The 15,552-nt window shown below is 71.2% G+C and carries 9 protein-coding genes; 6 read left to right on the top strand and 3 right to left on the bottom strand.

The features are described from left to right. Window positions 1-62: 62 nt before the first annotated feature. The gene (locus tag J2X36_RS00345) at window positions 63-1,844 is read left to right on the top strand and encodes a long-chain-acyl-CoA synthetase (RefSeq protein ID WP_310344593.1); all 1,782 of its coding nucleotides are present in this window, start codon (window positions 63-65) and stop codon (window positions 1,842-1,844) included. A gap of 277 nt (window positions 1,845-2,121) precedes the next feature. After that, complete coding sequence (locus tag J2X36_RS00340) at window positions 2,122-2,301, top strand: hypothetical protein (protein ID WP_132254528.1); 180 nt, start codon at window positions 2,122-2,124, stop codon at window positions 2,299-2,301. A gap of 66 nt (window positions 2,302-2,367) precedes the next feature. Here J2X36_RS00340 and J2X36_RS00335 read toward each other — a convergent pair whose 3' ends face one another. The 3 genes from J2X36_RS00335 to J2X36_RS00325 all read right to left on the bottom strand — a co-directional run bounded on the left by J2X36_RS00335 (window position 2,368) and on the right by J2X36_RS00325 (window position 5,347). Beyond that, window positions 2,368-3,549 (bottom strand): ABC transporter permease, encoded by a 1,182-nt coding sequence (locus tag J2X36_RS00335; protein WP_405029700.1) that lies wholly within the window; start codon window positions 3,547-3,549, stop codon window positions 2,368-2,370. Window positions 3,550-3,580: 31 nt separating this feature from the next. Next, a complete protein-coding gene (locus J2X36_RS00330; RefSeq protein WP_132254529.1) occupies window positions 3,581-4,063 on the bottom strand; it encodes a DUF4112 domain-containing protein in 483 nt (160 codons plus the stop codon). A gap of 129 nt (window positions 4,064-4,192) precedes the next feature. After that, window positions 4,193-5,347 (bottom strand): aminotransferase, encoded by a 1,155-nt coding sequence (locus tag J2X36_RS00325; protein WP_310345527.1) that lies wholly within the window; start codon window positions 5,345-5,347, stop codon window positions 4,193-4,195. 707 nt (window positions 5,348-6,054) lie between these two features. Between J2X36_RS00325 and J2X36_RS00320 the strand changes: the two genes are divergently transcribed. The 4 genes from J2X36_RS00320 to J2X36_RS00305 all read left to right on the top strand — a co-directional run bounded on the left by J2X36_RS00320 (window position 6,055) and on the right by J2X36_RS00305 (window position 15,473). Beyond that, window positions 6,055-7,407, top strand: a complete 1,353-nt coding sequence (locus J2X36_RS00320) for an MdtA/MuxA family multidrug efflux RND transporter periplasmic adaptor subunit (RefSeq protein WP_132254530.1) — start codon at window positions 6,055-6,057, stop codon at window positions 7,405-7,407. A gap of 109 nt (window positions 7,408-7,516) precedes the next feature. Next, the gene (locus J2X36_RS00315) at window positions 7,517-10,642 is read left to right on the top strand and encodes an MdtB/MuxB family multidrug efflux RND transporter permease subunit (protein WP_310345524.1); all 3,126 of its coding nucleotides are present in this window, start codon (window positions 7,517-7,519) and stop codon (window positions 10,640-10,642) included. After that, complete coding sequence (locus J2X36_RS00310; RefSeq protein WP_310344585.1) at window positions 10,639-13,977, top strand: efflux RND transporter permease subunit; 3,339 nt, start codon at window positions 10,639-10,641, stop codon at window positions 13,975-13,977. Before J2X36_RS00315 ends, J2X36_RS00310 begins: the two co-directional genes overlap by 4 nt. After that, window positions 13,977-15,473, top strand: coding sequence for an efflux transporter outer membrane subunit (locus tag J2X36_RS00305; RefSeq protein WP_310344583.1), 1,497 nt, complete (start codon window positions 13,977-13,979; stop codon window positions 15,471-15,473). The genes J2X36_RS00310 and J2X36_RS00305 overlap by 1 nt, the downstream gene beginning before the upstream one ends. The last annotated feature ends 79 nt before the right edge of the window (window positions 15,474-15,552 follow it).

Here is a 15,552-nt window from a genome sequence, read left to right as displayed (position 1 = left end):
TCCGTGCGCTCCCGGCCGCACGCTCCCTGCCGCCACCGAACACGATCCCGCACGGCCTTCCCATGCTCTCCTCCCCTCCCGTCCCCGCGAAGCGCTCCTCCACCTTCGGCTGGATCGGCGCCCTCGAGCGCACGGCGCGCATCGACGCCCGACCCGAGCGCACCTTCCCGCGGGTCATCGACGACCTCGCCGCCTTGCACGGCGAGCGGCCTGCCCTGATCGGCGAGGACGAGCGGATCAGCCACGCGGAACTCGCCGCCCGCCAGAACCGCTACGCCCGCTGGGCGCTGGCCGAGGGCCTCGCCAAGGGCGACACGGTCGGCCTGCTGATGCGCAACAGGCCGGACTACCTCGCCCTCTGGCTCGGGCTGACCCGGGTCGGCGTGCGGGTCGCGCTCCTCAACACGAACCTGCGCGGCGCGGGCCTCGCCCATTGCATCGACGTCGCCGCGCCCCGCTGCTTGATCGTGGAGGCCGGCCTCGCCGACTTGCTCGCGGGCGTCCAGGGGCAGCTCGCGCGGCGTCCCGCCGTGTGGTGGCACGGGGCGGGCGCCGACTTCCAGCGCGTCGATGAGGCGGCGGCCGAATCTTCGGGCGAGCCGCTCGGGGCGGGCGAGGGTCCGGAGGTCGGCCTCTCCGACGAGGCGCTCCTCATCTACACCTCGGGCACCACCGGCCTGCCGAAGGCGGCCCGCGTGAGCCACCACCGCATCATGATGTGGACGCACTGGTTCGCCGGGCTGATCGAGCCGACGCCGGAGGACCGGACCTACAATTGCCTGCCGCTCTACCACAGCGTCGGCGGCGTGGTGGCGACGGGCAGCGTGCTCCTCGGCGGCGGCTCGGTCGTGATCCGGGAGAAGTTCTCGGCCCGCCGCTTCTGGGACGACGTGGTCGGCGAGGGCTGCACCCTGTTCCAGTATATCGGCGAGCTCTGCCGCTACCTGACGCTCGCCCCCGAGCACCCGCTGGAGCGGGCGCATGCCTTGCGCCTCTGCGCCGGCAACGGCCTGCGCCCCGACGTCTGGGAGCGGTTCGAGACCCGCTTCGCGATCCCCCGCATCCTGGAATTCTACGCCGCGACGGAGGGCACGGTCTCGCTCTACAACGTCGAGGGCCGGGTCGGGGCGGTCGGCCGCGTGCCGAGCTTCATGGCTCACCGCTCGCCGGCCCTCCTCGTGCGCCACGATGTCGAGGCCGGCGCGCCCGTCCGCGACGCGGACGGCTTCTGCGTGACCTGCGCCCGCGGCGAGACCGGGGAGTTGCTCGGCCGCCTCTCGGGCAGGGCCGAGCACCGGTTCGAGGGCTACACGAGCGCCGCGGAGAGCGCGCGCAAGGTGCTGCGCAACGTGCTGAAGCCGGGCGACGCCTGGATGCGCACGGGCGACCTGATGCGTCAGGACGCGCAGGGCTTTTTCCACTTCGTCGACCGGATCGGCGACACCTTCCGCTGGAAGGGCGAGAACGTCGCCACTACCGAGGTGGCCGAGGCCCTGTGCGCCTGCACCGGCGTGCGCGAGGCGATGGTCTACGGGGTCGCGGTGCCGGGGGCGGAGGGCCGCGCCGGCATGGCGGCGCTGACCGTCGAGCCGGGCTTCGACGGGGCGCGCCTCCACGCCGAGCTCGCGGAGCGGCTGCCTCCCTATGCCCGCCCTCTCGTCCTGCGGCTGTGCCCCGAGATCGGGCTGACCGAGACCTTCAAGCAGAAGAAGGCGGTGCTCGCGGCCGAGGGGTTCGATCCGGCGCAGGTCCCCGACCCGCTCCTGATCGCGGAAGCGGGCGCCTACCGCCCCCTCGACGCCGCGGCCTTCGCGCGGATCGCGCAGGGGACGATGCGGTTCTGAGGGAGCCTCGACAGGCTCCTCGACACGATCGAGGGGAACGGCCGGGACGGCTTCTCCGTCGTCGCCGAGGACGGCGCGGCCCTCACCCGGGCACGGTCCGGGCCGACACGGACAGGGATGCCTTCGAGGCCGCCTTCACGCGCGATGGCACGCCGCCCGCCGTCGCGCCGCCCCGATGGTGCGAACGCAACCAAGAATTAAATCATCGGTTGTGTTGGCGCGCCCTGCAACGGGTCCTGCGCGTTCGCGCGGGCCGGGGCGCCACGAGGAAGTGCCCATGAGGAAGTCCATCGCCGCGGGCGTGCTCGCCCTGCTCGTCGCCGCGCCGGTTCTGGCAACGCCCGCCCTGTCGCAGGGCCGCGACCCGAACAGCTCGTCGGCCGCCTCCGGCAATGCGGAGGAGAACAACAAGCCCACCTCGAACAGCGCCGGCGGCGGCGGCGGCAGCGGCCGCTGAGGATCCGCGACGCCTGCCCGTGCTGCGGCTCGCCCCGCGGCACGGCCGGGATCGGTCAGAGCGCCCTCACGAGAAGGTCTTGCGCGGGTCGAAGGCGTCGCGGACCGCTTCGCCGGCGAAGATCAGCAGGCTCAGCATCGTCGCGACAACGGCAAAGCCCGTAAGCCCGAGCCAGGGCGCCTGAATGTTGTCCTTGCCCTGGGCGAGCAACTCCCCGAGGGAGGGTGAGCCCGGCGGCAGGCCGAAGCCGAGGAAGTCGAGCGAGGTCAGCGTCGTGATCGAGCCGTTCAGGATGAACGGCAGGAAGGTCAGCGTCGCCACCATGGCGTTCGGCAGGAGGTGCACGGCCATGATGCGCAGGTTCGAGAGGCCGAGCGCGCGGGCCGCTCGCACGTACTCGAAATTGCGCGCGCGCAGGAACTCGGCGCGGACCACGCCGACGAGCGCCACCCAGGAGAACAGCAGCAGAATGCCGAGCAGCACGAAGAAGCCCGGCGCGATGAAGGCCGAGATGATGATGATGAGGTAGAGGGTCGGGATGCCGCTCCAGACCTCGATGAAGCGCTGGAAGGCGAGATCGACCCAGCCGCCGAAATAGCCCTGCACCGCGCCCGCCACCACGCCGATCACCGACGAGATCAGGGCGAGGATCAGCCCGAACAGCACCGAGATCCGGAAGCCGTAGATGATCCGCGCCAGCACGTCGCGCGTGGTGTTGTCGGTCCCGAGCCAGTGCCACTCGATGTCCCGGCAGCCCGTGCCGCCGGTCTTCTCGGCCACCGGCCGGCACTGCTCGTCCGTGAGCATCCAGGTGGGGGGCGAGGGGGAGGGGGTCGGCAGGCCGGTGAGGATGGTGTCGTAGGAATACGGGATCGGCGGCCAGACCGCCCAGCCGTTCTCGGCGATCTCCTTGCGGGTCTCCTGCGAGCGGTAGTCGGTCCGCGCGAGGAAGCCGCCGAACTTCTCGTCCGGATAGTCGATCAGGACGGGAAACAGGATCTCGCCCTTGTAGGAGACGACGATCGGCTTGTCGTTGGCGATGACCTCCGCGAACAGGCTGGCGACGAACAATCCGAGGAAGATCGCGAAGGACCAGAAGCCGAGGCGGTTGCGCCGGAAATTGGCGAGCCGCCGCCGGTTCAGGGGCGAGAGGCCGCGCCGCGTGACCGGCATGGCGACGATCGGTTGAGCCCCGGGAACGGGGGGCGCGACGGCCGCGCCGGTCGGGGGAGGGGCGAGCTCGTTCACCGGCCGATCTCCCGGGGCCATGCGGCCCGCATCAGTCGAGGCGCGTCGCCGTTCCGTCGATCTCGTTCGGGCGCACGGCGCCGCTGCGCTCCAGGTGCTTGCGCAGCAGGCGCACGTTGCGGCGGTTGGCCTTGAAGGCCGCGTCGAACAGGTCGCCCGCCAGCGGTACCACGCCCACCGCGCCGTCGAAGGCGACGTTCAGCGCCATCCGGGCCAGCACCCAGCGCGGCACCCCGAGGCGCTTGGCCTCGTAAAGGATGTAGGAGGAGAGCGCCACGCCCGCGATGTCGCCGATCACCGGCACGAGCCCGATCACGGCCTCGAGCCCGACGCGCCGGTTGAGGCCGGGGATCAGGAAGGCGGAATCGAGGAGGTAGGCCAGCTTCTCCAGGCGTGCGAGGCTCGCCTCCCGGCTCGTGTCCGTGAAGCGGAAGGGCGGGCTGGCGCCGGGGCTCTGGCCGAAGGCCGTCGCGGAGTCCCGCGGGAAGGCGCGAAAGGGCTCGGAGTTGGGCATCTCGGAGGTGCTCATGGGGGCTGATGTGGCCCCGCTCCCCGGCCACGGCAAGACGCACGGCGAGGCGCACGGCAAGATGCACGAGGCGCGCGCCCGCGCGATCGCTCGCGGGACCTCCGGCAGACCCCCTCACGCCGCCCTCCGGGCGAGCCGGCCCAGGCGCTCGAGGGCCGCGTCGATCGTCGCGTCGCTCTTGGCGAAGCACAGGCGCACGAGGTTGCGCACGGGATCCTCCGCGTAGAAGGCGCTCACGGGAATGGAGGCGACCCCGTGCCGGCGCACCAGGGTCTCGCAGAAGGCCACGTCGTCGGCGATTCCGAGGGGCGCCACGTCGACGTTGAGGAAGTAGGTCGCCGCGCTCGGGAGCACGGTGAGGCCGAGGCTCCCCAATCCGTCCGCGAGGCGGTCGCGCGAGCGGGCGAAGTCCCGGCGCATGCCGGTGAAGTAGGCCTCGTCCTTGGCGAGGCCGTAGGCCACCGCCTCCTGCAGGTTCGGCGGCGTCGTGAAGGTGAGGTACTGATGCGCCTTGGCGAGCACCCGCATCAGTGGCGGGGCCGCCATCACGAAGCCCACCTTCCAGCCCGTCAGGCTGAAGATCTTGCCCGCCGAGCCGATCTTCACCGTGCGCTCCCGCATGCCGGGAAGACCGATGAGAGGGATGTGCGCGCGCCCGTCGAAGACGACGTGCTCCCAGACCTCGTCGCAGATCGCGACCGCGTCGTGGCGCCGGCAGAAGCCCGCGAGGAGCTCGAGATCCGCGCGGGAGAACATCGTGGCGCTCGGGTTGAGCGGGTTGTTGAGGAGCACGGCCTTGGTACGGGGGCCGAAGGCCGCAGCGAGCGCATCCGCGTCGAGCCCGAAGGCGGGCGGGCGCAGCGTCACGATGCGGGGCACGCCGCCGGCCCGGCGCACGAGCGGGAGGTAGGCGTCGTAGAGGGGGGCGAACAGCACCACCTCGTCACCGGGCTCGATCAGCGCCAGCAGCGCGCCGGCCAGCGCCTCGGTGGCGCCCGAGGTCACCATCACCTCGGTGGCGGGATCGAGGTCGAGCCCCTGATGGCGGGCGTAATGGGCCGCGATGGCCTCGCGAAGGGCGGGCAGCCCCATCATCGGCGGATATTGGTTGAACCCGTCGACCAGGGCCCGTGCCCCCCGCTCGCGGATGTCGGCCGGGCCGGGATCGTCGGGAAACCCCTGCCCGAGATTGATCGCCCCGTGCTCGCGGGCGAGACGGGACATCGTCTCGAAGACGGAGGTCGGAAGATCGGCGAAGACGGGGTTCATGCCATCCCGGTCGGAGGTCGGGCGCATCGGCTTCCGGGCGCCCGGTTGCGGCTGCTCTAGCATGGGCGCGAGCCGCGGCGAAACGTGCGCAACGGCACGTCGCCGGCCGCGGATCCGCCGGTCGGGAGCCTTTGGCAGCTGACGATTATTGACAATCATCAGCCGTGAGGTACCTCTTGGGCACACGGCTGGAGCGGTGATCGCGGGGACGAAACTCCGCCCCCTCGTTTCGGACACGCGGTGCACCGCTCCGGTCGTGGATCGAGCCGCCAAGACCTTGGCGGTCCGCTTCGTGCGGCTCCGCGGGCGCCCCTCCGCCTCGCGGGCCGCCGAATGCGCGCCCGGCCCCGGCCGACCTCCCTCTCCGCACCGCCTGACCCGAGCGCAGGACCCGTCCCGGGTCGGGAGCGCCTGTGGGCGCAGGGCTTTCCAGCAATACGCCGGAAACCTGCGCGCCGTACTCGTGGCACATTGGCCGGGCACGGATTCCGGCCGGGTGCGGCCGCGCGCGCCGGGGCCGTGCGACATAGGGACGTGGCCCACCGGAACATCTGCCGAAATCCTGTACACTTCATGGTTCGCGACGACGTCTAGCGGGAGAGCGCGAGACCGAGGGGGCGTCGCCCTCGACCCCGGCCGGGGAAGAGGCCAGAGACGAGGCCGGCCCGCGGACGGGGCCGGAGACCGCAGCAGCAAGCACGCAGGGCATGAACGAGAGCTCACCCATCCGCACGGAGACGGCACGCGAATATCCCGCGGCGCCCGCGCGCATCCGGCGCCGCAGCCGCCTCGTCCGCTGGCTCCTGGTGCTGCTCGTCCTGGGCGGAGCGGGCGCGGTCGCGCATCGCTGGTACGACCAGTCCCGGACCGACGTCGCGGGCGAGCCCGGCGCGGGGCGGGGCAAGGGCGGCCCGGGCCGCGGCGGGCGCGGGCACGACCAGCCGCAGGCGGTCGGCATCGTCTCCGTCACGAAGGGCGACATGCCCGTGGTGCTCCAGGGGCTCGGCACCGTGACGCCGCTCGCCACCGTCACCGTGCGCTCGCAGATCAGCGGCTACCTGACCGAGATCGGCTACCGCGAGGGCCAGATGGTGAAGAAGGGCGATTTCCTCGCCCAGGTCGATTCCCGCCCCTACGAGGCGCTGCTGGCGCAGTACCAGGGCCAGCTCGCCCGCGATCAGGCGCTCCTGCAGAACTCGAAGCTCGACCTCGCCCGCTTCCAGCGCCTGGCGCAGCAGGATTCGATCTCGAAGCAGAACGTGGACACGCAGGGCGCCCTCGTGAAGCAGAACGAGGGCACGGTCGCGGCCGACCAAGCCCTCGTCGACCAGCAGAAGCTCAACATCGCCTACACGCGCATCACCTCGCCGGTCGACGGGCGGGTCGGCCTGCGGCAGGTGGACCAGGGCAACTACATCACGGCCGCCAACACGGCGATCGTCGTCGTCACGCAGCTGCACCCGATCTCGGTGGTCTTCACCCTGCCCGAGGACGACGTGGCGCGGGTGATGCGGCGGGTGCGCTCGGGCGCGAAGCTGGCCGTGCGGGCCTACGACCGGGGCGACGCCCACGAGATCGCCACCGGCACCCTCGACACGGTCGACAACCAGATCGACACGACGACGGGCACGGTGAAGCTGCGCGCCCTGTTCCAGAACGACGACGAGGCCCTGTTCCCGAACCAGTTCGTCAACGCCAAGCTCACGGTCGACACCGTGCGCGACGCGCCCATCGTGCCCACCGGCGCGATCCTGCGGGGCACGCCCGGCACCTACGTCTACCTGATGGAGGGGAACGACAAGGTGGTGGTGCGGCCGGTCAAGATCGGCGAGAGCGACGGGCCGCGCACGGTGGTGACCGAGGGGCTCGCCGTCGGCGACCGGGTCGTCGTCGACGGCACCGACCGCCTGCGCGACGGCGCCAGCGTGCGCATCACGGGCGGGCCTGCGGCCGGCGAGGCGAATGCGGAGGGCAAGGCCCCCGGGAACGGCGCCGCCGCGGGCGAGGCGCCGCCGGCCGAGCCCGGCCGCCGCCAGCGCCGCCAGCGGTCGTCGCCGTGAGCGGGGTGAGCGACCCTGCGGAGAGCGTCGCCCACCTCTCCCGTTCGGGAGAGGGGGCCTGTCGTGGATGCGATGAGGGTGCATGCATCGCTCCGGCGGGCGTGCAGCCATGAACCCGTCCCGCATCTTCATCCTGCGGCCGGTCGCGACGACGCTCCTGATGCTGGCGATCCTGATCGTCGGCCTCGTGTCGTATCTCAACCTGCCGGTCTCGGCCCTGCCGTCGGTCGATTACCCGACGATCCAAGTGCAGACCTTCTATCCGGGCGCGAGCCCCGAGGTGATGACCTCGTCCGTGACGGCGCCGCTCGAGCGCCAGTTCGGGCAGCTCGCCAACCTCAACCAGATGACCTCCCAGAGCGCGGCCGGCGCCTCGGTCATCACCCTGCAGTTCAGCCTCGACCTGCCCCTCGACATCGCCGAGCAGCAGGTGCAGGCGGCGATCAACGCGGCCGGCAATCTGCTGCCCTCGGACCTGCCCGCGCCTCCGATCTACGCCAAGGTGAACCCCGCCGACGCGCCGATCCTGACGCTGGCGCTGACCTCGAAGACGCTGGCGCTGACGCAGGTGCGCGACCTCGCCGAGACGCGGCTCGCGCAGAAGATCTCCCAGGTCGCGGGCGTCGGCCTCGTCAGCATGGGCGGCGGCCAGCGCCCGGCCGTGCGGGTGCGCTTCAACGCCCGGGCGCTCGCCGCCTACGGCCTCAACATCGACGACCTGCGCACCACGATCACGAACCTCAACGTCAACACGCCGAAGGGCACGATCGACGGCCCGACCCAGTCCTACGCCATCAACGCCAACGATCAGATCCGCGACCCGAACACCTACAAGGACGCGATCATCGCCTACCGCAACGGCGCGCCGGTGCGCCTCTCGGACGTGGCCGACGTGGTGGACGGGCCGGAGAACACCAAGCTCGGCGCCTGGATGGACGAGACGCCCGCCGTCATCCTCAACATCCAGCGCCAGCCCGGCGCCAACGTCATCGCCACGGTCGACAAGATCAAGGCGCTGCTGCCCCAGCTCCAGGCGACGCTGCCCGCCGCCATCACGGTGACGCCGCTGACCGACCGCACGGTCACCATCCGCGCCTCCGTCGAGGACGTGCAGTTCGAGCTCGGGCTGGCCATCGCCCTCGTGGTGATGGTGATCTTCCTGTTCCTGCGAAGCCTGTCGGCGACGCTGATCCCCAGCCTGTCCGTGCCGCTCTCCCTCGTCGGAGCGCTCGCGATCATGGACCTCTACGGCTTCTCCCTCGACAACCTGTCGCTGATGGCGCTCACCATCGCCACGGGCTTCGTCGTGGACGACGCCATCGTCGTGATCGAGAACATCGCCCGCCACGTCGAGGACGGCGACTCGCCCCTGGAAGCCGCGCTGAAGGGATCGCGCGAGATCGGCTTCACCATCATCTCGCTCACCGTCTCGCTGATCGCCGTGCTGATCCCGCTCCTGTTCATGGGCGACGTGGTGGGCCGCCTGTTCCACGAATTCGCGATCACGCTCGCGGCCACCATCATCATCTCGGGCGTCGTCTCCCTCACCCTCGTGCCGATGCTCTGCGCCCGCCTCCTCAAGCACGCGCCGGAGGGGCACGCGGCCCGCCGCGAGGGCGTCCTGTCACGGATGGGCCGGGGCGCGATCGACCGCACCATCGCGGCCTACGGGCGGGCGCTGCGGGTGGTGCTGCGCCACCAGGGCCTCACCCTCCTCGTCACGATCGGCACGGTGGTGCTGACCGGCTACCTGTTCGTGGCGATCCCGAAGGGCTTCTTCCCCGTGCAGGACACGGGCGTGATCCAGGGCATCACCCAGGCCGACCAGACGGTCTCCTACGCGGCGATGGCCGAGCGCCAGCAGCGTCTGGCCGGCCTGATCCTGAAGGACCCGGCGGTGGCGAGCCTGTCCTCCTTCATCGGGGTCGACGGGCAGAACGTCACCCTGAATTCGGGCCGCTTCCTCATCAACCTGAAGCCGCGCGACGAGCGCACGGCCTCGGCCAGCGCCGTCATCGACCGGCTGAAGCGCATCTCCGGCGAGGTGCCGGGCATCCGCCTCTACATGCAGCCGGTGCAGGACCTCACCATCGACACCGCGGTCTCGGCGACGCAGTACCAAGTGATCCTGGAGAACCCGAACCTCGACGAGTTCGAGACCTGGGTGCCCCGCTTCGTCTCCGCGCTGCAGCGCTCGCCGCTCCTGTCGGACGTGGCGAGCGATCTCCAGGGCAGCGGGCTCGCGGCCTACATCACGATCGACCGGGCCACGGCCGGCCGCTACGGCATCACGCCGGCCACGATCGACAACGCCCTCTACGACGCCTTCGGCCAGCGCATCATCTCGACGATCTTCACCCAGTCGAACCAGTACCGGGTGATCCTGGAGGCGGATCCCGACCTCCACAAGACGCTCGAGAGCCTCAACACGATCTACCTGCCCTCCTCGACGGCGACGAGCGGCCAGGTGCCGCTCTCGGCCGTGGCCCGCGTCAGCGAGCGGCGGGCGCCGCTCCTGATCAGCCATCTCGGGCAGTTCCCCGCCACCACCGTCTCGTTCAACCTCGCCCCCGGCGCGGCGCTGGGCCAGGCCGTCGAGGCGATCGAGGGGGTCCGGCGGGAGATCGACCTGCCGCCGAGCTTCCGCATCGTGCCGCAGGGCTCGGTCTTCGCCTTCCAGGCGGCGCTCGGCAACGAGCTGTTCCTCGTGCTCGCCGCCATCGTGACCGTCTACATCGTGCTGGGCGTGCTCTACGAGAGCTTCATCCATCCGATCACGATCCTCTCGACGCTGCCATCGGCGGGCATCGGGGCGCTCCTCGGGCTGATGCTGTTCGGGCTCTCCCTCGACGTGATCGCGATCATCGGCATCGTGCTCCTGATCGGGATCGTGAAGAAGAACGCGATCATGATGATCGACTTCGCGCTCCAGGCCGAGCGCGAGGAGGGGATGAGCCCGCGGGACGCGATCTTCGAGGCCTGCCTCCTGCGCTTCCGCCCGATCCTGATGACGACGCTCGCCGCCCTCTTCGCGGCGGTCCCGCTCATCCTCGGCACCGGCGTCGGCTCGGAGCTGCGCCAGCCGCTCGGCATCTGCATCGCGGGCGGCCTCATCGTCAGCCAGGTGCTGACGCTCTTCACCACGCCCGTGATCTACCTCGCCTTCGACCGCCTGGAGCGGCGCGTCACGGGCCGCCGCGAGGGGGGCGCGCCGACCGGCGAGGCGGTGCCGTGAACGTCTCCGAGCCGTTCATCCGGCGCCCGGTCGCCACCACGCTCCTGACGATCGGGGTGCTGCTCGCCGGTATCTTCGCCTTCCTGAAGCTACCCGTCGCGCCGCTGCCGCAGGTCGACTTCCCCGTCATCCTCGTCCAGGCGCAGATGGCCGGCGCCTCGCCCGAGACCATGGCGACGACGGTCGCCGCACCGCTCGAGCGCCGCCTCGGCGCCATCGCCGACGTCAACGAGATGACCTCGACGAGCTCCACCGGCACGGTGCGCATCGTCCTGCTGTTCGGCCTGAACCGGAACATCGACGGGGCGGCGCGCGACGTGCAGGCGGCGATCAACGCCGCCCGCGCCGACCTGCCGACGGCGCTGCGCACCAACCCGACCTACCGCAAGTTCAACCCGGCCGACGCGCCGATCCTGATCCTTGGGCTGACCTCCGACACCCTGTCGCCGGGCCAGCTCTACGATTCCGCCGCCACCGTCGTGCAGCAGAAGATGTCCCAGCTTCCGGGCGTCGGGAACGTCGATATCGGCGGCTCCTCGCTGCCGGCCGTGCGCGTCGAGCTCGATCCGACGGCGCTGTTCCACTACGGGATCGGGCTCGAGGGCATCCGGGCGGCACTCGCCTCGGCCAACGCCAACTCGCCGAAGGGCGCGATCGAGACGGATACGCGCCGCTACCAGCTCTACGCCAACGACCAGGGCCGCACGGCGGCCGATTACCGCGACATCGTCGTGGCCTACCGCAACGGCGCGGGGGTCCGCCTCAACGATGTCGGGCAGGTGGTCGACGGGGTCGAGGACCGGCGCAACCTCGGCCTCATCAACGGCAAGCCCGGCGTCATCCTGTTCATCTACAAGCAGCCGGGCTCGAACGTCGTCGAGACGATCAAGGGCGTGAAGGCGGCGATCCCGCAAGTGCAGGCGGCGCTGCCCGGCGACATCGACCTCACCATCACGGGCGACCGCAGCGCCACGATCCGCGCCTCGCTCGCCGAGACCGAGGAGACGCTCCTCATCGCCGTCGGCCTCGTCGTGTTCGTGGTGTTCGTGTTCCTGCGCTCGGGGCGGGCGACCCTGATCCCGGCGGTCGCCGTGCCGATCTCCATCGTCGGCACCTTCTCGGCGATGTACCTGTTCGACTATTCCCTCGACATCCTGTCCCTGATGGCGCTCATCATCGCGACAGGCTTCGTGGTCGACGACGCCATCGTCGTCCTGGAGAACATCCAGCGGCACATCGAGCAGGGCAGGCCGCGCCTCGAGGCGGCGCTGCTCGGCGCCCGCGAGGTCGGCTTCACCGTCATCTCGATGAGCCTGTCGCTGGTGGCGGTCTTCCTGCCGATCCTGCTGATGGGCGGCCTCGTCGGGCGCCTGTTCCAGGAATTCGCCGTGACCCTGTCGCTGGCGATCCTGATCTCGCTGGTGCTGTCGCTGACCACCACGCCGATGATGTGCGCCCGCCTCCTGAAGCCCGAGCCGCACGGCGCGGCGCGCAAGCGCCCGAACCTGCTGTTCCGCCTGCTGGAGGGCGCCTTCGACCGGACGCACCGGGCCTACGAGCGGACACTCGACGCGGCGCTCCGCCACCGCCGCCTCGTGCTCCTCTCGCTCTTCGCCACGATCGGGCTGAACGTCTACCTCTACGTCATCGTGCCGAAGGGCTTCTTCCCCGAGCAGGATACGGGGCAGATGATGGGCGGCATCCAGGCCGACCAGCGCATCTCCTTCCAGTCGATGGAGCAGAAGCTGCGGCAGGCCACCGCGATCGTGCAGGCGGACCCCGCCGTCGACAACGTCGTCGGCTTCACGGGCGGGCGCGGCACCAACTCCGCCAACGTGTTCGTGAGCCTGAAGCCGCGCTCCGAGCGCCCGCCGATCTCCGAGGTGATGAACCGCCTGCGCCCGAAGCTCGCGCAGGTGGCGGGCGCGCGCCTGTTCCTGTTCCCGCGCCAGGACCTGCGGATGGGCGGGCGCCAGAGCTTCGCGCAGTACCAGTACACGCTCCAGGGCGACACGGCGGAGGAGCTCTACGCCGCCGCGCCCCAGCTCCTCGCCGCACTCCAGAAGAACCCGATCTTCGCCGACGTCACCTCGGACCAGCAGGAGGGCGGGCTGGAGAGCCGCCTCGTGATCGACCGGGCCACCGCCTTCCGCTACGGCATCACGCCGGACAAGATCGACAACACCCTCTACGACGCCTTCGGCCAGCGGCAGGTCTCGACGATCTACAACCCGCTGAACCAGTACCACGTCGTGATGGAGATCGCGCCGCGCTACCTGCAGAGCCCAGAGACGCTCAAGATGATCTACGTCTCGACGTCGGGCGGGAAGGCGCGGGGCTCGGCGACGACGAACGCCGTGGCCGGCACGGTGGCCGCGAACGGCACCGCCAACACCAACGGCACGGGGGCTGCGGCCACGACCGACACCACGGCGACCGACCCGTCGTCGACGGCCGCGGCGATCGCGAGCGACTCGGCCCGCAACGCCGCCTCGAACGCCATCGCGGCGGGCAAGGGCGGCGCCTCCTCGAGCGCGCCGGTCTCGAGCGCCAAGGAGACGATGATCCCGCTCTCGGCCTTCGCGCGGCTGGAGACGGGCAACGCGCCGGTGCAGGTGAGCCACCAGGGCCTGTTCGTGGCGACCACGATCTCGTTCAACCTCGCCAGCGGCAAGAGCCTGTCGGACGCCACCGCAGCGATCGACGAGGCGATGGCCTCGCTCAGGCTGCCCGCCACCATCCACGGCGAGTTCGCGGGCGCGGCCAAGAATTACCAGGCTTCGGCCTCCCGCCAGCCGCTCCTGATCCTCGCCGCGATCCTGGCCGTCTACACGATCCTCGGAATCCTCTACGAGAGCTTCGTGCACCCGATCACGATCCTCTCGACCCTGCCCTCGGCCGGGATCGGTGCGCTGCTCGCGCTCCTCGTCTCGGGCACCGAATTCACGGTGATCGCGCTCATCGCCGTGTTCCTGCTCATCGGCATCGTGAAAAAGAACGCCATCATGATGATCGACTTCGCCCTCGACGCGGAGCGCACCCGCGGAGCCTCCCCGCGCGACGCGATCTTCGAGGCCTGCCTCTTGCGCTTCCGGCCGATCATGATGACAACGCTGGCCGCGCTGCTGGGCGCGGCGCCTCTGATCCTCGCCGGCGGCGAGGGCTCGGAGCTGCGCCGGCCGCTCGGCATCGCGATCGTCGGCGGCCTGATCGTGAGCCAGATCCTGACCCTCTACACGACCCCCGTCGTCTACCTGTATCTCGACCGGCTGCGCCATCGGGTCCTGTCCCGCCGCCGCGGCTCGGGCGCCGCCCCCCTTCCGGCCGCCGAGTGATGCGGGTTCCGAGCCTTCTGGCGGCGGCCAGCCTCGCCGCCGCCCTCGGCGGCTGCATGGTCGGGCCGGACTACGCGCGGCCCTCCGTCGAGACGCCGCTCGGCTTCAAGGAGGGTGGGCAGCGCGAGGACAGCGCCGCGCACGTCGCCTCGAAGAAGGGCTGGCGCCTCGCCCAGCCGAACGACGGGGCCGAGCGCGGCGACTGGTGGCGGGTCTTCAAGGACCCCACCCTCGACCGGCTCGTGCGCCTCGTCGACGTCGACAGCCAGACCCTGCGGCAGGCGGTGGCCGGCTACCGGCAGGCCCGCGCCCTCGTGGAGCAGGCCCGCGCCGCCCTCTACCCGACCGTGATCGGCGCGCCCTCAATCACCCGGGTGCGCACGGCGGGCGTCGAGCGCACCAACGTCTCGCTCCAGGGGCAGGCGAACTGGGAGCTCGACCTGTTCGGCGGCATCCGGCGCAACATCGAGAGCGAGGTCGCCGCCGCCCAGGCCGACGCCGCCCAGATCGGCGCCGTCCGCCTCGCGGTCCAGGCCGAGCTCGTCACGAACTACCTGCAACTGCGCTACAACGATGCCCTGCAGCGTGTGCTCAACGAGAACGTCGAGAACTTCAAGAAGACGCTCGCGATCACCGAGAACCAGTACAATGCGGGCGTCGCCGCCCGCTCCGACGTGATCACGGCCCAGACGCAGGTCCAGACGACGCAGGCCGCGGCCATCGCGGTCGGGCTGCAGCGGGCGACCTTCGAGCACGCCATCGCGGTCCTCGTCGGGCGCCCGCCCTCCGAGGTCTCGGTCCCGGTGGCCCCGCTCGCCGCCCGCCCGCCTGCCGTGCCCGTCGGCATCCCCTCCGACCTCCTGGAGCGGCGCCCCGACGTCGCCCAGGCCGAGCGGGCCGTGCAGCAGCAGAGCGAGCTGATCGGGGTCGCGGTCGCGGCCTTCTACCCGACCGTCACGCTCTCGGCCTCGGGCGGCATCTCCGGCGACCCGCGCAACGGCCTGTTCTCGGCCGCGAACCAGGTCTGGTCGGTGGCCGCTGCCGGCACCGAGGTGCTGTTCGACGGGGGCGCCCGCGCCGCCGCCCTCCAGAGCGCGCGGGCGGCCTATGACGGGGCCGTGGCCAATTACCGGCAGGTGGTGCTCACCGCCTTCGGCGAGGTCGAGAACGGCTTGGCCGGCGTGCGCATCCTCGCCCGGCAGCAGGTGGCGCAGGACGCGGCCCTCGCCTCGGCCCGGCGCGCCGTCGAGATCACCCTCAACGAGTACCGCGCCGGCACCCAGAACTTCACCACCGTCGTGACCGCGCAGAGCCTCGCCCTCAACAACGAGGTCGCCGCGCTGCAGGTGCGGCTCAACCGCTTCACCACCGCGGTGTCGCTGATCCGGGCGCTCGGGGGCGGCTGGGACGTCCGCAGCCTGCCGGACGGCCCTGAGCTGAAGGGCCCGCGCCTGCCGATCGACCGGGGCGGTCAGGCCGTGCGGACGGACGAGTAGCGCCGTACGCGGGCATCGCCGGTCCGGAACGGGGGCCCGGATCGCCCGTTTGACGTGCGAGCCCCCGGCCGAGCTTCCG

The organism is Methylobacterium sp. BE186 (assembly GCF_031457035.1).
Classification (GTDB): domain Bacteria; phylum Pseudomonadota; class Alphaproteobacteria; order Rhizobiales; family Beijerinckiaceae; genus Methylobacterium; species Methylobacterium segetis.
Note: the sequence above shows the minus strand (reverse complement) of the source record. Positions and strands in the feature narration are given on the sequence as shown.

What these genes read in the sequence shown, in the direction of transcription:
- J2X36_RS00345 (WP_310344593.1), top strand. Translation starts at nt 63, where the DNA reads ATGCTCTCCTCCCCTCCCGTCCCCGCGAAGCGCTCCTCCACCTTCGGC.
- J2X36_RS00340 (WP_132254528.1), top strand. Translation starts at nt 2,122, where the DNA reads ATGAGGAAGTCCATCGCCGCGGGCGTGCTCGCCCTGCTCGTCGCCGCG.
- J2X36_RS00330 (WP_132254529.1), bottom strand. Translation starts at nt 4,063, where the DNA reads ATGCCCAACTCCGAGCCCTTTCGCGCCTTCCCGCGGGACTCCGCGACG.
- J2X36_RS00325 (WP_310345527.1), bottom strand. Translation starts at nt 5,347, where the DNA reads ATGAACCCCGTCTTCGCCGATCTTCCGACCTCCGTCTTCGAGACGATG.
- J2X36_RS00320 (WP_132254530.1), top strand. Translation starts at nt 6,055, where the DNA reads ATGAACGAGAGCTCACCCATCCGCACGGAGACGGCACGCGAATATCCC.
- J2X36_RS00315 (WP_310345524.1), top strand. Translation starts at nt 7,517, where the DNA reads ATGAACCCGTCCCGCATCTTCATCCTGCGGCCGGTCGCGACGACGCTC.
- J2X36_RS00305 (WP_310344583.1), top strand. Translation starts at nt 13,977, where the DNA reads ATGCGGGTTCCGAGCCTTCTGGCGGCGGCCAGCCTCGCCGCCGCCCTC.